Here is an 18,956-nt window from a genome sequence, read left to right on the forward strand (position 1 = left end):
GCCGTGCCCCGGGATCGCCTTACGGGGTACGGCCGTTGAGGATCCGCTGGAAGAGCCGGTGGTCGCGCCAGGCACCGTCGATGTGCAGGTACTGCGGCGCGACACCGAACTCCTCGAAGCCGCACTTGGCCAGGACCCGCTGCGAGGGCACGTTGTCCAGGAGGGTGCCCGCCTCGACGCGGTGCAGGCCGAGCTCGGTGTCGGCCGCCGCGCAGGCCCGCGCGACGGCGGCGGTGGCGAGACCGCGCCCGACGTGGTCCACGTCGGTCCAGTAGCCGAGCACTCCGCTGCGGAACGGGCCGAGGGCGATGCCGGACAGCGTGACGGTGCCGACGATCTCCCCCTCGCGGTCGAGGACCCAGGGCACCGCCCGCCCGGCCCGGCACTCCTCCAGCTGGGCGCGGAGCCGGGCGGTCTGCGCCCGCGAGGTGAAGAAGTCATCGGGCCTGGTCGGCTCCCACGGCTCCAGGTGGGCCCGGCTGCGCAGACAGGCACGGGCGAGGCCGTCCGCGTCCTCCAGCGTGGCGAGGCGCATGACGACGTCCGGTGTGATGCGCGCGGATTCGGTGATCATGCGCCAAGCGTAGGGACTGCGGCAGGCGCGCGGGCCGGTCCGCTCACCTTCCGCCCGCCACCCGCAGGACGGTGCCGCTCGCGTAGGACGCCTCGTCCGAGAGCAGCCAGGCGACGGCCGCCGCGATCTCGTCGGGGTGGCCCGAACGCCCCAGGGGGATGCCCGCGGCGAGCTTCGCCGGGCGTTCGGGGTCCGCGTGGAACTCGGTCCAGATCACGCCGGGCGCGACCGCGTTGACGCGGATGCCGTCCGCCGCGACCTCCTTCGACAGCCCGACGGTCATCGTGTCGACGGCTCCCTTGGCGGCGGCGTAGTGGACGTACTCGCCCGGGGCGCCGAGGGTCGCCGCCGCGGAGGAGATGTTCACGATGCCGCCGCCCGCGCCGGTGCGCTTCATGTCGCGGATCGCGCGACGGGCGCAGAGGAGGTAGCCGAGTACGTTCACGTCGAGTGCGCGGCGCATGGCGGCGGCGTCCGCATCCGCGAGGGGGCCCACCGGGGCGCCGATCCCCGCGTTGTTCACCAGTCCCGTGACCGGGCCGAGTTCCGCGGCGGCGGCCTCGAAGAGGCGGTCGACGTCCGCCTCGTCGGCGGTGTCCATCCGGACGGTGACGCAGCGGGCGCCGGCGCCCGTCGCGCGCACTTCCGCGGCCACCTTCTCGGCGGCGTCGGCGTCGGAGTGGTAACCGAGGGCGATGTGGTGGCCGTCCTTGGCGAGGCGGGTGGAGATGGCCGCGCCGATGCCGCGGCTGCCGCCGGTGATGACGGTTACGGGGTGCACGTTGTCCTCCGGAGGGCGGGGTGGCTCAAGGTTGCCGTTTGATCGATCATTCTGCACCCCGGGCTGGATATCCGGAGGGCCCGGATCTTCAGCGCCCCCTGACGAACTCCCGCAACGTCCCCGGCGCCCTCCCCCCGAACCGCGCGATGGACGGCGTCACCTCGTACAGCTCGTGGTGCGAGCCGATCAGGCGGAACAGTTCCCACAGTTTGTCCAGGTGGGCCACCACATGCGTGTCGCCGTACAGCTCCGTGGCCCGCTCCCGCCACTCCTCCGGCGACACGTCCACGTACTTCAGACCCCCGCCGTACGTCTCCACGACCTCCCCCACGGTCAGGATCTGCCCGGTCAGGAGCACCACCGGATCCGGGCACTTCTGCAGCGGGTCCGTGAGGAGTCCCGCGCCCACCCGTGCCACGTCCTCGCCCGCGATCAGCGGGAGCACCGTGCCCAGGGAGCCGAGCGGCATCGCCAGCTCACGTCCGCCGCCCGCCCGCACCAGGAAGTCGAGGTTCTCGAAGAAGACCCCGGCCCTCAGGTGCACCGCCCCGATCCCTGCCCGGTCGAAGACCTCCTCGGCGACCCAGTGCTGCCGCATCCGGGGTGTCCCCGCGTCCGGCGCGGCGGCGAGCTGTGACACCTCGACGACGCGTTCGAGCCCCGCGCGCCGGGCCGCGGCCGCGAACGCGCCTGCCGCGTCGAGCAGGCCGCCGGTCACCGGGTAGGTGAAGAAGGCGCGCCGCACGCCCCGCACCGCCGCGAGCACGTCCGTGATCTCGCGGAGATCGCCGACGACCACCTCTGCGCCCAGCTTCCGCAGCGAGGCGGCACGTTCGTCGTCGGTCCGCACCAGGGCGCGTACCGCCTGCCCCTGTTCCAGGAGCAGCCGTACGACATGGCGGCCGGTGGAACCCTGCTGCCCTCCCGCGGCGCCGGTCACGAGGACGGGTTCGTTCGACGGCATCGCGCTCACCTTCCGCTCAGCGTGAGCGTGAAGGCGCCCTGCCGCTCCAGCTCCCGCAGGAACGGCTCCGCCGGGAAGGCCTCCCCGGGTGCGAGGACCCCCGTCTTCGTCGGCCCCCTGCCCTCCGCGATCCGCACCGCGCCCTCCACCGAGGCGAGCGCGCCGGCCCTCCACAGGTCACGGCCCGTCAACTGCCCTGCCACGCCGCCCCCTTCCCACATCGCCTGGACGGCGACGGTGAAGTCGGTCTCCGCCCGTTCCGCGGCACCGATGTGCTCGCTGTCGAACGCCTCGGCCGCCTCGAAGGCGCTGGTGCTGAGCATCAGGTCGATGGCGCGGGCCGGGACATGGCGCGGGACCGTCACGACCTCGCTCGACGGGAACGGGGCGATCATCGAGCGCGGGCCGAGCGGCGGCGGGAAGGGGAAGACGGCGTTGCGGGGTTCGACATAGCCCGCGTGCAGGACGCCGTCACCGAAGGTGAGGCGCTCGGTCTCGGCCAAGAGGCGGGTGGCGGTGTTCTTGGCACCGGTGGTCAGCCGCCAGCCGTTCACGGCGTACGCGACGACGATCCGGTCGATGCCCGCGATGCCGTCCGACACCGCTCCCGCAAGCAGGTCGCCGAGGCCGCCGTAGAAGCTGAGACCGGGGATCATGACGGCGCCGGTGCGCTGCGCCGTGGCCTGCGCGGTGTCGAAGACCCCTTTCACGTGGTGGGGTTCGAGTGCGTGGTCGATGTAGTGACAGCCCGCTTCCGCCGCGGCGGCGGCGACGGGCGCGCCGGTGACGGCGAAGGGGCCCGCACACTGGATGAGGACGTCGGCGTCCGTCATCACCTCGCGCAGCGCCGGGGCGTCGTCCACGGCGGCGGTACGGGTCGACACCCTTACTCCCGCGTCGAGTTCACCGGCCAGCGCCCGTAACGCCTCGGCATCACGCCCGACCAGGAGCAACTCCGCGTCTCGGGCGAGGAGTTCGGACGCCACGAGGCGTCCGGTGTGGCCATAGGCTCCGTAGATCGCGAAGAGCGGCTTTGTCATGCTCAACTCGCTTTCATACCGAAGGTATGCAACTGGTGCGGAACCTACGTACCCTGAATATGTTCGTCAAGAGGAGCCGAGCCGTGATCCCGTCAGCGTCGCCAGCACCGTCAGGGCGGCCAACTGCCCGCCGCACACAGGCGGAACGCTCCGACGCGACCACCGCGCGGTTGGTCGCCGCGGCGCAGCGCCTCTTCGGCCGGGACGGGTACGCGACGACGTCGATCGTCGCCGTGGCGGCGTCCGCCGGTGTCACCAAAGGCGCGGCCTACCACCACTTCGCGGGCAAGGCGGACCTCTTCCACGCGGTGTTCGTCCGTGAACAGCAGGAGATCGCGGCGGAGTTGGAGCGCGCGGCGGCCGAGGAGGCCGACGCCCGGTCGGCGCTGCGGCGCGGCTGCCGCCGCTTCCTGGAACACTGCCTCGACCCCGGGTTCCGGCGGATCACACTGCTCGACGCGCCCGCGGTCCTCGGCTGGGAGACCGTCCGCGAGATCCAGTACGCCCATACGCTGCGGGTGCTGACCCAGGGCATGCGAATGGCGGCGGCCGAAGGTCACTTCGGCGAAGGCGGGGATCTGGACGTGCGCTGCCAGCTGATGTTCGGCGCGCTGTGCGAGGCGGGCATGCTCCTGGCCCGCTCACCCGACCCGGCCTCCGCCCTCACCTCGGTGACGGCGGAGGCCGAACGTCTGCTGGCGGCGCTCTCCACGCCCCAGGGACCGGGAACGAGGAGTTACGGGGACTAGGCCTTCTCGGGGACACCGTTCCCGGTCACCTGGTCCTCCGGGGCAGCCGCGTCCGGGGAGAGGCTGTCCATGAAGGACGAGACGGAGAACACCGCACGCCCCGGCCCCGCCGGACCGTAACCGGGAGGCGACGAGAGGCCGTTGGACTCCATCGTCGCGCGGTACGCCTCCAGCAGGCGCACGTGGTACTCCAGCGGCGCGCCCTGCGGGTTCGCCTTGCCCAGCGGTGTCGTGGGCTCGGGGCACCACGTGGTAAAGCGGGGCGTGATGCCGCGCGACATGAAGTACTGGAGGCCCTCGACGGTGGAGTCGATGGCCTCGCCGACCGTCTTGAAGCCGAACGGCTCCGCCATCTCCACGCCCGCCACGAAGTTCGGGATGACGTTGCGCGGCCCGAAGACATCGGCGGAGTCCAGGATGCGGCGGTGCCACTCGTCACGGCCGACGTAGCGCTCCTTGCCGGGGCAGTAGCGCTCGAACAGATACGGGTCCCACACCTCGTAGTTGGGGTGGTAGATCCGCACGCCGTAGTCGTGGAAGCGCTGTACGTCCGCCTTGGGCAGCGCCTGCGCGACGACCTTGCCGATCCAGCGGCCGGGGAAGCGCTCCTCGATGGCCTTCGCGTACTGCCCGTAGAAGTCGGCCTCGTCCTTGCCGCCGATCTGCGAGGTGATGGCGCCGCCGGTGAGCGTGTAGGCGGTGGAGGACTTCGCGGTGTCGTACTTGTCGATGATGGCGAGGGCCTCAAGGACCTCATCCATCGGCTTCACGCCCGTGTAGGGGCGGCCCGCCGCCTTCTGCTGGCGCCAGTTGTGGTTGATGTCGCAGTACTGGCACTCCTCCTTGGCGCCGAAGTACTGGCAGACACGGAAGACCGTCAGATAGATGAGGTAGCCCCACTGGATGGTGGGCGCCACCTCCATGACGGACTTGCCGTTCTCCAGGGTGTGCCGGTAGTAGTCCGGCATCGGCGGCAGGCCCACGTCGGAGATGCGTACGCCGTCGAGGTAGAGGCCGAGGACGCCGTTGTCGTCGGCGGCCACGCGGTACGGCGACGAAGGGTTCACGCGGACCGAGACCACCGTGCGGCGCAGGTCGTAGGGGCCACCGGTGAGGACGATCTCCTCGGGCGGGCGGCGCAGGGCTGCGGCGCCGAGCTCGGGCAGGGTGCTGTGGTCGAAGGAGAAGATGAAGTACGACTTCGGCTTGACCTCACCGCCCTCGTTGTCGCTCAGCGCGGACTCGTCGAAGGCCATGCCACCCCGGAGCAGGTCCTCTTTGATCACCGCTTCCCGCGGCACCTGCGGGAACCGCTCCATGAGTCCCTCTACGAGCTGGGTACGGCTCTCGCTGCGGCTTGCCATCTGCCGGGCACCTCGGATCCTGTCGGTGAATTGTGCGTTCCCGTACCCCCCACGCTAATACGCCGCTTTTCCGGCGCGGATCCGCCTCCGGTCTCAGCCGCTCTCCGCCCTTGGGCGGGGCCTTCCGCCGGGCCTTTCACACCGTGCCGCCGGGGCCGGGAACCCGGCGGTGCCGGCCTCGCGTTGTCCTGGCATGAACGAGCTGGTTGCCGGGGGGAACGTGGAGCTGCCGGACGGTACCGTCACCCTCCGGGTGCCCGGTCCCTTCGACCTGTCCGTGATCGTCACCGGCGACAGCGGGAAGGTCGCGGGCGACGGCGACTTCGTCTTCTACAACCAGCCCGCCACGTCCGGCGCCCGGCTCCAGGGGGACACGGTCACGGTCGACGGGCGGCGCCTGCGCACCGGTGCGAGCCGCGTCACCGTGGCCGTGAGCCCCGCCGAGCCGGGCACTCCCCTGGGCCGGCTGCCGGGCATCGCGCTCCAGGTGCACGGGCCCGGCGGTCGGCTGGTGGCGCGTTTCACACCGCCGCGCCCCGACCGCGAGACGGTGCTGCTGCTCGCGGAGATCTACCGCCGCGGCCAGGGGTGGAAGCTCCGGGCCCTCGGTCAGGGGTACGCGGACGGGCTCGCGGGGGTGGCTCGGGACTTCGGGGTTGACGTGGCGGAGGAGGATACGCAGGCGCCCGTGACTTCCGGGGCAACGCCGAGCTCCCCTTCTGGGACGCCGCCGAGTTCCCCTTGGGGTGCACCGTCGGGTTCCCCTGCCGGGGCACGGCCGAGTTCCTCTTCTGGTGCACCGCCGAGTTCCCCCTCCGGTGCACGGCGGCCGACCTCCTCCGGGCCACCGCCGAATGCGCCTGCCGGGGCGCCGCCGCTTCTCGGCACCGCGCCTTCCGGGCGATCGTCCGATTCCGGTGGGCACGCGTCGGCCGGGATCGGGCGATCGCCCGTATCCCCCGGGCAGCCCGCCCCCGACGGCCTTCTCCCGCTGGTCAACGCCGCGCGGGCGTCGGCGGGCGCGCCTCCCGTCTCCCTCGATGCCCGGCTGACCGCCGCCGCGGGCGCGCACGCCGCCGGGATTGCGGCGCGGGGCAGCCTCAGTTCGGAGGCGGACGGCGCGTCCCTCTACCAGCGCGTCGTCGCCGGGGGGTACGCGTATCTGGCCATCGGCGAGCATCTGGTCTCCGGGCCGCGCTCGGCCGCCGACTTCGTGGAGTACTGCCTCCGCGGCGAGCAGTCGGGACGAACGGTGCGGAGCCGCGCGTACACGCACGTCGGGGTGGCCCACACCGCCGACGCGCGCTCCGGCGACGTCTACTGGACGGCGCTGTGGGCCAGCCCCTTCAGCCCGCAAGGCCTCGCGGAGTGGGGAGCGGCCGTGCTGCGGCTCACCAATGCCGAGCGGACCGCGGCCGGACTTCGCCCCCTCTCCCCCGACCCGCTCCTGACCGTCGCGGCGCAGGGCCACAGCGCGGACATGGTCGCCCGTGCCTTCTACGCCCACACGTCACCCGAAGGCGGTGAGCCCTGGGACCGCGCGTCCACCGCGGGCAGCACGCACCGCGCGATCGGCGAGAACATCGCCTGCGGGCAGCGCACACCCGCCGAGGTGGTGGACGGCTGGATGAACAGCCCCGGCCACCGGGCCAACATCCTCAAGCCCTCCTTCACCCACCTCGGCGTGGGCTTCGCGGGCGGCGGCTCGGCGGGGACGTACTGGACACAGCTCTTCGGCGGCTGACAAGCGCTCGGGGCTGCGACAGGAACAAGCCGGGCCTGCGACAGACAGGCAAGGCTGGGGCTGGGGCTGGGGCTACGGCGGGCGGGCGGGCGCAGGCCGGTGCGCGAGGTGGGCCCCCACACACCGACCCGTGTCACCGCTCGGCCGGAGACGGCGCCCGGCACCCCCCTCGCCCCACGGCCGCCCCCCTCAGCCCACCGCCACCGGAACCCCGCTCCGCGCCGACGCATAACCCGCCGCCACGATCTTCAGCGTCCGCAGCCCGCCCTCGCCGTCGGCCACCTCCATGCCGCCCGGCTCCGGCCCGTAGAGGAACGCCCGGAGCATACGCTCGTCCAGGTCGGCGCCGAAGGGCAGCTCAAGCCCCTGCTGGTGGCGTTCGCTGTAACCGTGGACCGACTGGTCGAAGGCGTCCATCTCCAGGGTGGCCCGCTCGGCGACCACGGTGAGTTCGAGGCCGCCCCAGGAGTGGTGCGAGCGGGGATGCGACCAGCTGCAGTCGATCGTGGCCACCGAGCCGTTGTCGTAGGTCACGGTGACCAGACCGCTGGTCTCGGCGTCGACCTCACCCTCGTACATGCGGTTGTTCGTCTGCGCGTATACGTCAACGGGCCGGGCCTCGCCGAAGAGGTCGTCCAGGAGGTCGGCTATGTGGACCGTGTGGTCCATCAGGGCGCCACCACCCGCGAGTTCGGGATCGGCGAACCAGCGCCGTGAGCTCGGCATGGAGCCGTTGTTCGCGCCGGACACGGTCAGCACCCGGCCCGCCTCCCCGGACGCGACAGCCGCCTTGACGGCCGCGTACGCGGGGCTGAACCGGACCGGAAAGGCGACCGCGAGCCGGACACCGGCGGCGCGGCACGCGGTGAGCATCGCCTCGCCGTCCGCCACCGTCGTGGCCAGGGGCTTCTCGCACAGGACGTTCACACCGCGGGACGCGGCGAGCTCCACGAGCGGACGGTGCCGCGCGTTCTCGGAGCAGACGATCACCGCGTCCGGCCCCCAGGCGAACGCGTCCTCGTACGACTCCGCGTACGCGACCCCCCTCTCCTCGGCGAACGCGCGCCCCCGCACCTCACCGGGCGCGGCCGACGAGCTGTCCGGGTCGCTGCCGATGACCTCGATGCCCGGCATCCGGGCGAGGAGCCGGAGGTATCCGGACGCGTGGACATGGGCGAACGACAGCACGGCGACCTTCATCGCGTGACCTCCTCAGTACCGGTGCGGATCTCTGCCGCAGTACCCGTACGGATCTCTGCCGCCCGGCCCGTACGACTCGACTCGACGGCCGCCTCGGCGATCCGCACCGCCTCGATCCCGTCCCGCGCGCTCACCCGGGGTTCCTCACCGCCGTCCGCCCAGGAAGCCGCGAACTCCCGCAGCTCGGACAGGTAGGGGCTCTCCGTCATCGGACTGGACGGAATGCCCTCGTTGGCCGCGCGCACTCCTTGCGCGGTGATCCGGTAGCCGGGCACGGACGTGGAGTCGTGCCGAAGGAGTCCGTCGCTGCCCGCGATGCGGAACGTCGTACGAAACCGCTGGTCCGGGAGGCCCCAGAGGCCGGTGATGTGACTGATCGCGCCGGAGGCGTGGGTGAGGACGGCGGTCGCCGAGACGACCTCGGCCTGGCTGCCGCCCGTGGCGTGCTCGACGCCTCGCGTCTGCGCGTGCACGCGGACCACGTCGCCCGCGATCCAGCGGGCGATGTCGATGTCGTGCACCATCAGGTCCATGATGACGCCGCCGGACATGGCGGGGTCACCGAACCAGGGCGCCCACTGGGGCCGCGCCCCGCCGCGCGTGAAGCGCAGGACCGCCAGGCCTCCCAACTCGCCTCGCGCCACGGCCTGTTGCATGGCCGCGTACGCCGGGAAGTACCGCACGACATGGGCGGGGTGCAGCCGGACACCCGCCGCTTCGGCGGCTGCCGCGATCTCCTCGGCGTCGGCGGCGTCGAGCGCGAGGGGCTTCTCGCAGATGACATGGCGCCCGGCGGCGACGGCCGCCAGGGCGATCTCCTTGTGCGTGGGAGTGGGGGTGCAGATGTCGACGGCGGTGCAGTCGGCGAGGAGTTCGCCGAGGCTCGCCACCGCGGCGACCTCGCGCCCCGCGTACTCGGCGGCGAGCTTCTCCGCGGAGCCGTCGACGGTGTACACGCTGACGCGCGCACCCAGTTCGAGCCAGCCGGGAAGATGGGCGCGGGCTATGCCGCCGGCGCCGATCAAGCCGATGTGAAGCGGTCGCATGGAGGGGGTTACCTTTCCTGGTTCCTGAAAGGGGGCGGCTTTCCGAGGTCGGGAATGGGGCTCAGCTCTTGGAGCCGGAGAGCGCGACACTCTGCACGAAGTGCCGCTGCAGGAAGACGTACACGACGAGCATGGGCAGGCTCGCGATGAGCGAACCGGCCATCATGACGGGGTAGTTGGTCTCGAACTGGCCCTCCAGCGAGGTCAGTCCGGCGCTGATGGGCATCTTCTGCGGGTCGGTGTTGACGATCAGCGGCCACAGGAGGTCGTTCCACGACCACATCGCCGTGATGACGGCGAGGGCGGCGAGCGCGGGCCGCACCAGCGGCAGCATGATCGACCAGAAGATGCGGAACGAACTCGCGCCGTCGATCCGTGCGGCCTCTTCGAGCTCCTTGGGGAGGGTGAGGAAGAACTGGCGCAGCATGAAGGTCCCGAAGGCGCTGAACATGCCCGGCAGGAACAGCGCGGGCGCCGAGTTGAGCAGGCCGAGCCGCTGGATGATGTCGTACTGGGGCAGGACCAGCAGGGAGCTCGGCACCATGAGGACGGACAGGAAGAGCGCGAACAGGACGTTGCGGCCACGGAATTGCATGCGTGCGAAGGCGTAGGCGGCGAGCGAGCAGAACACCAGCTGTCCGACCGTGCGCCCGACGGTGTTGAGGACGCTGTTGAACAGCATGTCCCGGAAGGGCAGTGCGGTGAAGACCTCCTCGAAGCTCGACCAGTTCCAGGTGTCGGGCAGGAAGGTCGGCGGCACCTTGGCTGTCTCCGCGAGGGACTTGGCCGCGGTGAGCAGCTGCCACAGGAACGGGAAGACCATCACCAGGGCGCCCAGGGAGAGCGCCGCGTGGGTGGCGGCCGAACCGGCGTTGAAGCGCCGGCGGCTCGTGGGCCGGACCGAGGACTCACGCATAGTGCACCCACCTCTTCTGCAGCCTGAACTGCACCAGCGTCAGTGCCGCGATGATCAGCATGAGCAGGAAGGCGAGCGCGGCTGCGGCACCTTGGGCGTTCTCGATGAAGGCCCATTTGTAGAAGAGGCTCACCACCGACTGGGTGTCGCCGATCGCCGGGTTCTTCTCGGCCATCATGATGTAGATCAGGTCGAAGGTCTGCAGCGAGTTGATCATGCAGATGATGGACGCGAAGAAGATCGTCGGGCTGAGCAGCGGCAGCGTGATCGTGAAGAAGCGGCGCAGTGGCCCCGCGCCGTCCAGCTCGGCGGCCTCGTAGTAGTCCTGCGGGATGCCCTTGATGCCCGCCATGAAGATGATCAAGTAGTAGCCGGTGGTCGACCAGACCATCACGGTGCCGATCGCGTACACGGCGGTCGAGGGGTCGGAGACCCAGTAGCGGCGGTCGGCGCCGATCCACTCGAGGACTTCGTTGATCAGTCCGTAGTCGCCGTTGTAGAGCCAGTTCCAGACGAGGCCGACGGCGACGGGGAGCGTTACGAACGGGATGAAGTACAGGGCGCGGTAGAGGGCGACGCCGCGCAGTCCGCGCCGGTTGAGCAGTGCCGCGATGCCGATCGCGAGCGGCAGTGCGAGCAGTCCGATGGCGCAGTAGATCAGGGTGTTGCCGAGTGCCTGCCAGACGGTGACGTCCTTGAGGACGCGCACGTAATTGTCCGTGCCGACCCAGGTGTTGCCGCCGAACGCCCCGAATTCGGTGAAGCTGTAGAAGAAGGTCTGGAGCAGCGGCCAGAAGTAGAAGGCGGCGAAGCCGATGCCGAGCGGCGCGATGAAGAGGTAAGCGGCGCGCTGGCTACGGGACTTGGGCGGCCCGGGTGCGTCGGACGCGGCACCGGCCGCCCGTTTGCCGCGCCCGGCCGCCTTCGCGGCGGCGGTGGAGGGAAAGACACTCATCATGCGCGCTCCTCCTTCAGGGCTCGGTCCATCTGTTCGCCCAGGGTGCGTGCGGCGCTCTCGATGCCGCCCTTACCGCTGAACGCGGCACCCAGGAGCGGGTATTGGAGGTTCTCCCAGACCGCCGTGTTCTTCGAGCTCGGGTACGGCACGGCGTACTCCTGCATCTCGATGAAGTGCTTCAGGTCGAATTCGGGCATCGACTTGAGCCAGGCGCCTTGCGTCCCCTCGTACGAGGAGATGGTGACGCCCGCCGACGCCTGGATCTCGGCGGCCCTGCGGCCCGCCATGAAGTGGACGAACTTCCAGGCCGCCGCCTTCTTGCGGCTCTTGGCGGAGATGACGTTGGCGAGGCCGTGGATGATCGTGGCGCGCTCCCGGCCCTTGGGCAGGACGGCGACGCCGCCGTGGTCCTTGAGTGCGGGGATGGCATACATCTGGCCGGCCATCGCGGAGAGGTCGTAGACCATGGCGGTCTTCTCCGACCAGTAGCGGTTGCGGGCCCTGGACTCGACCATGGCGCTCTGCGGCGGTGACCAGCCGCGGTCGATCATGTCGGTCCAGTAGCGCAGACCCTCGATGGAGCGCTCGTCGCCGAAGCCGGACCTCCCGTCCTTGAGGACGTAGCCGCCCGCTCCGTGGATGGCCGGGTAGAGCTGGCCCTGGCGGTCCATCTCGGCGGCCATGCCGTGCACCCGTGCGCGGGGGTCGGTGAGTTCGGCTGCGGCATCGCGCACGTCGTCCCATGTCCAGGTCGCGTCCGGGTACTCGATGCCCGCTTTGTCGAAGAGCGCCTTGTTGTACCAGAGGCCGATGGTGTCGAAGTCCTTTGGTATGCCGTACTGCGTGCCCTGATAGGCGTAGATCTTCACGAGTGCATGGCGGTGGCGGTCGACGGGGGTCGCGTCGCTCTTGATGTGGCCGCTCAGGGGTTCCAGGACGCCGCTGGAGGCGTAGAGCTGGAGGTTGACCGCGTTCATCCAGAACACGTCGGGGGCCGTGCCGCCGCGCATCGCGGTCTTCAGGGTGGTCCAGTAGCTGGACCAGGGCGTGAGCTCCATGCGCACGGATATGCCGGGGTTCTCCTTCTCGAAGGCGTCGATCACCTTCTGCATCCCCGGTACTTGGGCCACGTCCCACACCCCGTAGGTGAGGGTGGTCCGGCCGCCGCTCGCCTTGCCGTCGTCACTCTGGCCGGAGCAGGCGGCGAGCAGGGGCGCCGCCATCGCTCCGTACAGCAGAGTCCTCCTGCGCATGAGCGCCTCCGCTTCCGGTCTTCTCCACGGACTTCGTCCGGGTTTCCTACGGCGTCGAATCCGCCAGCAGATCGGCTTCAACCTGGTCAAGTGCCTTGCGTACGGCGCCGATCGCGACGCCCTGTTCGCCCAGCGTGCTCAGCGCGATGCGCGGGACGTGCAGGGTCAGCGGGCGCAGTCTGTCCTCGATCAGCAGCACGAGGTGGCCGCCCAGCGGGGTCGCGCCGCCGGTGAGCACCACGAGCTCCGGGTCGACGGCGAGGGCGAGGGCGGCGATGCCCGGCGCGATGCGGTCGGCGAAGTCCGCGACGGCGGCGAGAGCGCGCGGGTCCGCGGTGTCCGCCGCGCGGGCCAGGGCCGCCACCTCGGACTCCCCCGAGCGGCGGTCGCCCTTCCAGCTGAGTGCCTCCTGCGCGGTGTTCATGCCGAGCAGCGGAAGCAGGCCGAGCTCGCCCGCGCCGCCGCGCCGACCCCGGTGCAGCCGCCCGCCGATGGTGAGGCTGCACGCCACGCGATGTCCGGTCAGGACGCAGACGACGTCACCGGCGAGGGTGGCCGCGCCCTGCCAGCGCTCGGCGAGCACGGCGAGGTTCACGTCGTTCTCGACGAGGGTGTGGCCCGCCTCCCCCTCGGAGAGGAGCCGGGCGAGGTCGACGCCGGACCACTCGGGGATGACGTGGGAGGTGATGGTGCCGCCCGCGTCGACGACACCCGGTACGCCCACGCAGCGGGCGAGGAGCTCGTCGCGCCGCACGGAATGTGCGTCCAGGAAGGCTTCGAGGCCCTCGCGCAGGAGGTCGAGCCGCTGGGCCCCGCCCAGCTCCGGGTCGATGTCCTCGCGCCGCACGGCGAGCACCGTCCCGCCGAGATCGGCGAGGAGCAGCACCATCTTGTGCAGGCCGATGTCCGCGCCGACGACGCGGCCCGCCTCCACGCGGAACCGGAACCGCCGGGCGGGGCGCCCCGGCGCGCGCTCGGATTCATCGCGCTCGGCCTCCCCCGCCCAGCCGTGCGCGGTCAGCTCCTCGACGGCGGACTCCACGGTGGGCCGGGAGAGTCCGGTGCCGGCGGCGAGCTCCGCGAGGGTCTGCGGGCTGCGGCGGTGCAGGGCCCGCAGCACGACGGTGGTGTTCAACCGGCGCAGCGAGGCGAGATCGTGTCCCCGTGTCCCGTTCCGCAACACTTCTTCACCCCATGTCGAGACCAGGGCAATCGTGTTGACCAGCGGGTCAACGGCTGCTCCCGGAGATTAGGGAGGAGACTTGCATATTCATGGACGACGGGGAACCCCCTTCGCGGGGCCGGAATCAGGCCTCGCTCGACTGATGGCCCGTCAGGAAAGCGCCGTGTCAACTCCGTGTGTTCGAGGGCTGGCTGATCGGGCGGCTCGGCGCGCAGGCGCGGGAGCTGCGGGCCCTGCGCTCGCCGGGGAGGGCCTCGTGAACTACGGGCAGGAGACGGAACGTACCTACGAACGCAGCTCAGGGCGATGAACGCGCAGACCGGGCGTGCCGCGCTCGAACTCGCGGACGCCAGGCCCGATGTGGTCGCCACCGCCTGCCTCGTGGCGATCATGGCGCAGGGCCCCGGCCACCACTGCGCGGCGGAGGACGAGATCATCGCCGTCCTGCGCGCCGAGGGCGCGCAGGCGCCGGTGATCTCCAGCGCGGGCGCCCTGCTGGACGGCATCAAGGCGCTCGGTGCCGCGCGGGTCGCGATCATCACCCCGTACATGAAGCCCCTCACGCGGCTGGTCGCCGACTACATCGAGGACGCCGGGGTCGAGGTCGTGGACGCGCTCAGCCTGGAGGTGCCGGACAATCTGGCGGTGGCCCGGCTCGACCCCGCCGACCTGCGCGACCACTGGCGCCGCGTGCACCTGGGCCGCGCCGACGCGCTCGTCCTCTCCGCGTGTGTGCAGATGCCCTCGCTCGCGTCGATCCAGGCGGTGGAGGACGCCGCGGGTCTTCCCGTCCTGTCGGCGGCAACCGCGACGGCGTACCGCGTGCTGGGCGAGCTCGGCCTGCCGCCGCACGTGCCGGGCGCGGGCAGCCTGCTGCGGGGTCCGAGTGCCGCTTGAGCCCGGTGGGCCGAGCGGGCACGATGACCGGACGCACGCTCACCCGGTGCGCCTGAACGCCCGCCACCCGCATGGGAGTTGAAGCATGGCCGCGATCCCGCCGCCCGCGACCCACCCGATCGACACCAGCAAGCCGCACCCCGCCCGGGTCTACGACTGGTTCCTCGGCGGCAAGGACAACTATCCGGTGGACGAGGAGCTCGGGCTCCAGATCGTGTCGCTCGAACCGCAGACCAAGTACTGCGCCCAGCACAACCGCTGGTTCATGCAGCGTGCCACGCGCCGGCTCGCGGGCGAGGAGGGGATACGCCAGTTCCTGGACATCGGCACCGGCATCCCCACCGAGCCGAACCTCCACCGCATCGCCCAGTCGGCGGCGCCCGAGGCGCGTGTCGTGTACGTGGACAACGACCCGATCGTCCTGGCGCACGCGGAGGCGCTGTTGCGGGGCACGCCCGAGGGGGCGACTGAGTTCCTCCAGGTGGACGCGCGCGAGCCGGACAAGATCCTCGAACAGGCCGAGGGTGTACTGGACTTCACGCAGCCGATCGCCCTTTCCCTGATCGCGCTGCTGCACTTCATCAGCGACGACGACGGCGCCTATGACGTCGTGGAGCGGCTCGTGTCGGCCCTCGCGCCCGGCAGTCATCTGGTCCTGTCGCAGATGGCGGGCGACTTCGATCCGGAGCGGACGCGGCAGGCGGTGGAGATGTACAAGGCGGGCGGCGTGACGCTCGTGCCGCGTGAACGCGCCGATGTCGAGCGGTTCTTCGAGGGGCTGGAGCTGCTCGACCCCGGCGTGGTGTGGCTGCCGGACTGGCATGCGGAGCTCGGCGTCGACGAGGTCAGGAACGGATCGCCGGTGCCGCTGTACGCGGGGGTGGCGCGCAAGCCGTAGCCAGGCAGGGCCCCTTTGGCGGTGCGACGGTAACCCCTCCCTCTTTTTAGTCACCTTGACTATAAAAGTGCGACCCCATAACGTCGGCATGACGAAAACGGGGAGGGATTCACCATGGCCGACATCACCCGACGCCTCGGGGTGCACCACCTGCGCTCCGCGCCCACCGCACACATCCGCCACCACAAGCGCGGCCGGCTCGTCCACGACGGGCCGGGGCTGAGCTTCTGGTTCCGCCCGCTCAGCGCCGCACTCTCCGAAGTGCCGGTCGACGACCGCGAGTTGGCGGTCACCTTTCACGCGCGCACCGCCGACTTCCAGGACGTCGCCGTGCAGGCCACGGTGACCTACCGGATCAGCGATCCGGCGCTCGCCGCGTCCCGCCTCGACTTCGCCGTCGACCCGGACACCGGCTCCTGGCGCGGCGCCCCGCTGGAGCAACTAGGCTCCCTGCTCACGGAGTCCGCCCAGCAGAACGCCCTCGACGTACTGGCCCGCACCCCGCTGGCCGAAGCGCTCGCGGACGGTGTCAGCTCGGTCCGTGAGCGGATCTCCGAAGGCCTCGCCGGGGAGCCGAGGCTTCCCGCCACCGGCATCGAGGTGGTCACCGTCCGTGTGATCGCGATCCGTCCGGAGCCCGAGGTCGAGCGCGCCCTGCGCACCCCCGCGCGGGAGCGGATCCAGCAGGAGGCGGACCGGGCGACGTACGAACGGCGGGCCGTGGCCGTACAGCGGGAGCGCGCCATCGCCGAGAACGAACTCACCAGTCGCATCGAACTCGCCCGCCAGGAGCAGGAGTTGGTGGAGCGGCGGGGCGCCAACGCGCGACGTGAGGCCGAGGAGAACGCCGCCGCCGACGCCGTGCGCGCCGAGGCCGAGGCCGCCCGCACGGAGCGCCTCGCCCGCGCCGAGGCCGAGTCCGCGCGCACGGTCGGCGAGGCGAGGGCGGCGGCCCAGGCCTCCTGGCTCACAGCGCACTCGACGGTGGACGCCGCCACCCTGCACGCCCTGGCGGCCACCCGGCTCGCCGAGAACGTCCCGCGCATCGAGAGCCTCACCCTCTCCCCCGACGTCCTCACCGGCCTGCTCGCGAAGCTGGGTCACCACGGGGACGCCCGGTCATGAGCCTGGCGCCGCGCGCGGTGCTGGTCCACCGCACCACCGAGTACGACGAGCTGCTCGCCCGGCACGGCACCCACGGCCAGGCCGAGTTCTTCCTCGCCTCGCGCGGCCGGAGCATCCGGGAGGTGGCCGAGCGCCACCACCGGGCGCACCGCACGCTCGCCGACGTGGCCGCCGGGGTGCCCCGGCAGTGGCGGCAGGCCCGCGTGGAGCGTGCCGATCTCGACCGCTTCCTCTTCGGCCCCGAGGACGTGGTGGTGGTCGTCGGCCAGGACGGCCTGGTCGCCAACGCCGCGAAGTACCTCGCCGGGCAGCCGGTGATCGGCATCGACACCGAGCCGGGGCGCAACCCCGGCGTCCTGGTACGTCACCGGGGCGCGGACGCGGCCAAGCTGCTCCCGGCGGCGGTCGCGTCCGGGACCCCGGTGGACGAACTGACCATGGTGGAGGCGGTGTCCGACGACACCCAGCGGCTGCTCGCGCTCAACGAGATCTACCTCGGCCCGCCGGGCCACCAGACCGCCCGCTACCGCATCGGACCGGACACCGACACGGCCGCCCCCGAGGCACAGGCCTCGTCCGGCGTCCTGATCGGGACCGGAACCGGAGCCACCGGTTGGCTGCGCTCGCTGTGGCAGCAGAGCGGCAGCGCCCTGCCGCTGCCGGGTCCCGCCGAGCCGGGCCTCATCTGGTTCGTACGGGAGGCGTGGCCCTCACCCGCGACCGGGACCTCACAGGTGGAGGGGGTGCTCACGGCGGCCGACCGGCTCCGTGTCACCGTCGAGTCGGACCGCCTCATCGTCTTCGGCGACGGGGTGGAGAGCGACGCGGTGGAACTGACCTGGGGTCAGACGGTGGTGATCGGGATGTCTGATATCGCCCTGCGCCTGCTGAGTTGACGGCAGGCTGGACGCGGGCCCCCGGCAACGGCGCCGCACCCATGGGGCAGGATGACGCTCGCGCCGGACCACGAACATACGTCCGGTGCGCCCGCACAACCTGGAGAATGAACTGATGGAGCGAGCCCTCACATGGCACGACCTGATCACCGCCGGCATAGCGGTGGCCGTTGGCATCGCGGCGGGTCTGCTGCTGCGCATGATCCTGCGGTGGCTGGGTGAACGGGCCAGCAGGACCCGGTGGAGCGGCGACGACGTCATCGTCGACGCCGTGCGCACCCTGGTCCCCTGTGCGGCGATCACCGCGGGCCTGGCCGTCGCGGCGGCCGCTCTCCCGCTCACTCCCCGGACCGGCCGCAACGTCTCGATGACACTGACGGCCCTGCTCGTCCTGGCCGGGACCCTGACGGCGGCGCGTGTGGTCACGCGTCTGGTGAAGTCCCTGGCGCAGTCCCGATCGGGCGTCGCGGGCTCGGCGACGATCTTCGTCAACATCACCCGGGTCGTCGTGCTCGCGATGGGCTTCCTCGTCGTCCTGCAGACGCTCGGCGTCTCCATAGCGCCACTGCTCACGGCTCTGGGTGTGGGCGGCCTCGCGGTGGCCCTGGCCCTCCAGGACACGCTGGCCAACCTCTTCGCGGGCGTACACATCCTCGCCGCGAAGACGGTCCAGCCGGGCGACTACATCAAGCTCAGCAGCGGCGAAGAGGGCTACGTCGTCGACATCAACTGGCGCAACACGGTGGTGCGTCAGCTGTCGAACAACCTCGTCATCATCCCCAACGCCCAGCTCGCGGGCACCAACATGACCAATTTCAGCCGCCCCGAGCAGGATCTGTCGATCATGGTCCAGGTCGGTGTCAGCTACGACAGCGACCTGGAGCAGGTCGAGCGCGTCACGACCGAGGTCGTGGAGAGCGTCATGAAGGACGTCGACGGCGCCCTACCCGAGCACGAACCGGCCGTGCGCTTCCACACGTTCGGCGACTCCAGGATCAGCTTCACGGTGATCCTGGGCGTCGGCGAGTTCAGCGACCAGTACCGCATCAAGCACGAGTTCATCAAGCAGCTCCACCAGCGCTACCGCGCCGAGGGCATCCGGGTGCCCGCCCCGGTCAGGACGGTGAACGTCCAGCAGGGCGAGCTGCCGCCGGGCCTGATCCCGCACCAGCGCGAGGCCGTGGCACCGACGACGAAGCCGGTGTCGTAACCCAAGACGCCTCAAACCTCAACGAGGGCAGCACCGCGTCACACGGTGCTGCCCTCGTCCACGTGCGGGACCGCCGACCACCACAGCCGTGGACAGACGCCCTGTTTGACAGACCCCGATCACGCAGATCATGATTCCATTAATTGTTTAATGGAATC

At 71.1% G+C, this 18,956-nt stretch carries 18 protein-coding genes; 7 read left to right on the forward strand and 11 right to left on the reverse strand.

What is annotated here, in order from left to right; all coding sequences use genetic code 11:
* Positions 1 to 19 precede the first annotated feature (19 nt).
* The 4 genes from OG302_RS07515 to OG302_RS07530 form a co-directional block, all read right to left on the reverse strand.
* A complete protein-coding gene (locus OG302_RS07515) occupies positions 20 to 574 on the reverse strand; it encodes a GNAT family N-acetyltransferase (protein ID WP_371526021.1) in 555 nt (184 codons plus the stop codon).
* A gap of 43 nt (positions 575 to 617) precedes the next feature.
* Positions 618 to 1,355: an SDR family oxidoreductase gene (locus tag OG302_RS07520; RefSeq protein WP_371526022.1), complete on the reverse strand. Its 738-nt coding sequence runs from the start codon at positions 1,353 to 1,355 to the stop codon at positions 618 to 620.
* Positions 1,356 to 1,443: 88 nt separating this feature from the next.
* Positions 1,444 to 2,319, reverse strand: a complete 876-nt coding sequence (locus OG302_RS07525) for an NmrA family NAD(P)-binding protein (RefSeq protein ID WP_371526023.1) — start codon at positions 2,317 to 2,319, stop codon at positions 1,444 to 1,446.
* Positions 2,320 to 2,324: 5 nt separating this feature from the next.
* Positions 2,325 to 3,359, reverse strand: coding sequence for a saccharopine dehydrogenase NADP-binding domain-containing protein (locus OG302_RS07530; protein WP_371526024.1), 1,035 nt, complete (start codon positions 3,357 to 3,359; stop codon positions 2,325 to 2,327).
* Between the two features lie 83 nt (positions 3,360 to 3,442).
* On the opposite strand from OG302_RS07530, the gene OG302_RS07535 reads away from it, so the two are divergent.
* On the forward strand, positions 3,443 to 4,108 hold the full coding sequence (locus tag OG302_RS07535; RefSeq protein ID WP_371526025.1) for a TetR/AcrR family transcriptional regulator: 666 nt from the start codon (positions 3,443 to 3,445) through the stop codon (positions 4,106 to 4,108).
* On the opposite strand, the gene OG302_RS07540 is transcribed toward OG302_RS07535, so the two are convergent.
* Positions 4,105 to 5,472 carry a radical SAM protein gene (locus OG302_RS07540; protein ID WP_371526026.1) on the reverse strand — a complete coding sequence of 456 codons (1,368 nt, stop codon included), beginning with the start codon at positions 5,470 to 5,472 and terminating at the stop codon, positions 4,105 to 4,107. The two genes, OG302_RS07535 and OG302_RS07540, sit on opposite strands and share 4 nt — an antisense overlap.
* Before the next feature lie 193 nt (positions 5,473 to 5,665).
* Between OG302_RS07540 and OG302_RS07545 the strand changes: the two genes are divergently transcribed.
* Positions 5,666 to 7,216 carry a CAP domain-containing protein gene (locus OG302_RS07545; RefSeq protein ID WP_371526027.1) on the forward strand — a complete coding sequence of 517 codons (1,551 nt, stop codon included), beginning with the start codon at positions 5,666 to 5,668 and terminating at the stop codon, positions 7,214 to 7,216.
* A gap of 189 nt (positions 7,217 to 7,405) precedes the next feature.
* Here OG302_RS07545 and OG302_RS07550 read toward each other — a convergent pair whose 3' ends face one another.
* The 6 genes from OG302_RS07550 to OG302_RS07575 all read right to left on the reverse strand — a co-directional run bounded on the left by OG302_RS07550 (position 7,406) and on the right by OG302_RS07575 (position 13,724).
* The gene (locus OG302_RS07550) at positions 7,406 to 8,416 is read right to left on the reverse strand and encodes a Gfo/Idh/MocA family protein (RefSeq protein WP_371526028.1); all 1,011 of its coding nucleotides are present in this window, start codon (positions 8,414 to 8,416) and stop codon (positions 7,406 to 7,408) included.
* Positions 8,413 to 9,462 carry a Gfo/Idh/MocA family protein gene (locus tag OG302_RS07555; protein WP_371526029.1) on the reverse strand — a complete coding sequence of 350 codons (1,050 nt, stop codon included), beginning with the start codon at positions 9,460 to 9,462 and terminating at the stop codon, positions 8,413 to 8,415. Before OG302_RS07555 ends, OG302_RS07550 begins: the two co-directional genes overlap by 4 nt.
* Before the next feature lie 61 nt (positions 9,463 to 9,523).
* The gene (locus tag OG302_RS07560; RefSeq protein ID WP_371526030.1) at positions 9,524 to 10,378 is read right to left on the reverse strand and encodes a carbohydrate ABC transporter permease; all 855 of its coding nucleotides are present in this window, start codon (positions 10,376 to 10,378) and stop codon (positions 9,524 to 9,526) included.
* Positions 10,371 to 11,336, reverse strand: a complete 966-nt coding sequence (locus OG302_RS07565; protein WP_371526031.1) for a carbohydrate ABC transporter permease — start codon at positions 11,334 to 11,336, stop codon at positions 10,371 to 10,373. The genes OG302_RS07560 and OG302_RS07565 overlap by 8 nt, the downstream gene beginning before the upstream one ends.
* Positions 11,333 to 12,589 (reverse strand): sugar ABC transporter substrate-binding protein, encoded by a 1,257-nt coding sequence (locus OG302_RS07570; RefSeq protein WP_371526032.1) that lies wholly within the window; start codon positions 12,587 to 12,589, stop codon positions 11,333 to 11,335. Before OG302_RS07570 ends, OG302_RS07565 begins: the two co-directional genes overlap by 4 nt.
* Positions 12,590 to 12,635: 46 nt before the next feature.
* Positions 12,636 to 13,724: an ROK family protein gene (locus tag OG302_RS07575; protein ID WP_371526033.1), complete on the reverse strand. Its 1,089-nt coding sequence runs from the start codon at positions 13,722 to 13,724 to the stop codon at positions 12,636 to 12,638.
* 354 nt (positions 13,725 to 14,078) lie between these two features.
* Between OG302_RS07575 and OG302_RS07580 the strand changes: the two genes are divergently transcribed.
* The 5 genes from OG302_RS07580 to OG302_RS07600 all read left to right on the forward strand — a co-directional run bounded on the left by OG302_RS07580 (position 14,079) and on the right by OG302_RS07600 (position 18,798).
* Positions 14,079 to 14,669, forward strand: a complete 591-nt coding sequence (locus OG302_RS07580; protein WP_371526034.1) for an Asp/Glu racemase — start codon at positions 14,079 to 14,081, stop codon at positions 14,667 to 14,669.
* A gap of 85 nt (positions 14,670 to 14,754) precedes the next feature.
* Positions 14,755 to 15,567, forward strand: coding sequence for an SAM-dependent methyltransferase (locus tag OG302_RS07585; RefSeq protein ID WP_371526035.1), 813 nt, complete (start codon positions 14,755 to 14,757; stop codon positions 15,565 to 15,567).
* A 114-nt stretch (positions 15,568 to 15,681) separates the two neighbouring features.
* On the forward strand, positions 15,682 to 16,692 hold the full coding sequence (locus tag OG302_RS07590) for an SPFH domain-containing protein (protein ID WP_371526036.1): 1,011 nt from the start codon (positions 15,682 to 15,684) through the stop codon (positions 16,690 to 16,692).
* Positions 16,689 to 17,588 carry a hypothetical protein gene (locus OG302_RS07595; protein ID WP_371526037.1) on the forward strand — a complete coding sequence of 300 codons (900 nt, stop codon included), beginning with the start codon at positions 16,689 to 16,691 and terminating at the stop codon, positions 17,586 to 17,588. The genes OG302_RS07590 and OG302_RS07595 overlap by 4 nt, the downstream gene beginning before the upstream one ends.
* 115 nt (positions 17,589 to 17,703) lie before the next feature.
* Positions 17,704 to 18,798, forward strand: a complete 1,095-nt coding sequence (locus tag OG302_RS07600) for a mechanosensitive ion channel family protein (RefSeq protein ID WP_371526038.1) — start codon at positions 17,704 to 17,706, stop codon at positions 18,796 to 18,798.
* Positions 18,799 to 18,956 lie beyond the last annotated feature (158 nt).

The sequence above is a fragment of the Streptomyces sp. NBC_01283 genome, from assembly GCF_041435335.1.
Lineage (GTDB): Bacteria > Actinomycetota > Actinomycetes > Streptomycetales > Streptomycetaceae > Streptomyces.

What these genes read in the sequence shown, in the direction of transcription:
- OG302_RS07515 (WP_371526021.1), bottom strand. Translation starts at nt 574, where the DNA reads ATGATCACCGAATCCGCGCGCATCACACCGGACGTCGTCATGCGCCTC.
- OG302_RS07525 (WP_371526023.1), bottom strand. Translation starts at nt 2,319, where the DNA reads ATGCCGTCGAACGAACCCGTCCTCGTGACCGGCGCCGCGGGAGGGCAG.
- OG302_RS07530 (WP_371526024.1), bottom strand. Translation starts at nt 3,359, where the DNA reads ATGACAAAGCCGCTCTTCGCGATCTACGGAGCCTATGGCCACACCGGA.
- OG302_RS07540 (WP_371526026.1), bottom strand. Translation starts at nt 5,472, where the DNA reads ATGGCAAGCCGCAGCGAGAGCCGTACCCAGCTCGTAGAGGGACTCATG.
- OG302_RS07545 (WP_371526027.1), top strand. Translation starts at nt 5,666, where the DNA reads ATGAACGAGCTGGTTGCCGGGGGGAACGTGGAGCTGCCGGACGGTACC.
- OG302_RS07550 (WP_371526028.1), bottom strand. Translation starts at nt 8,416, where the DNA reads ATGAAGGTCGCCGTGCTGTCGTTCGCCCATGTCCACGCGTCCGGATAC.
- OG302_RS07555 (WP_371526029.1), bottom strand. Translation starts at nt 9,462, where the DNA reads ATGCGACCGCTTCACATCGGCTTGATCGGCGCCGGCGGCATAGCCCGC.
- OG302_RS07560 (WP_371526030.1), bottom strand. Translation starts at nt 10,378, where the DNA reads ATGCGTGAGTCCTCGGTCCGGCCCACGAGCCGCCGGCGCTTCAACGCC.
- OG302_RS07565 (WP_371526031.1), bottom strand. Translation starts at nt 11,336, where the DNA reads ATGATGAGTGTCTTTCCCTCCACCGCCGCCGCGAAGGCGGCCGGGCGC.
- OG302_RS07570 (WP_371526032.1), bottom strand. Translation starts at nt 12,589, where the DNA reads ATGCGCAGGAGGACTCTGCTGTACGGAGCGATGGCGGCGCCCCTGCTC.
- OG302_RS07580 (WP_371526034.1), top strand. Translation starts at nt 14,079, where the DNA reads ATGAACGCGCAGACCGGGCGTGCCGCGCTCGAACTCGCGGACGCCAGG.
- OG302_RS07585 (WP_371526035.1), top strand. Translation starts at nt 14,755, where the DNA reads ATGGCCGCGATCCCGCCGCCCGCGACCCACCCGATCGACACCAGCAAG.
- OG302_RS07590 (WP_371526036.1), top strand. Translation starts at nt 15,682, where the DNA reads ATGGCCGACATCACCCGACGCCTCGGGGTGCACCACCTGCGCTCCGCG.
- OG302_RS07595 (WP_371526037.1), top strand. Translation starts at nt 16,689, where the DNA reads ATGAGCCTGGCGCCGCGCGCGGTGCTGGTCCACCGCACCACCGAGTAC.
- OG302_RS07600 (WP_371526038.1), top strand. Translation starts at nt 17,704, where the DNA reads ATGGAGCGAGCCCTCACATGGCACGACCTGATCACCGCCGGCATAGCG.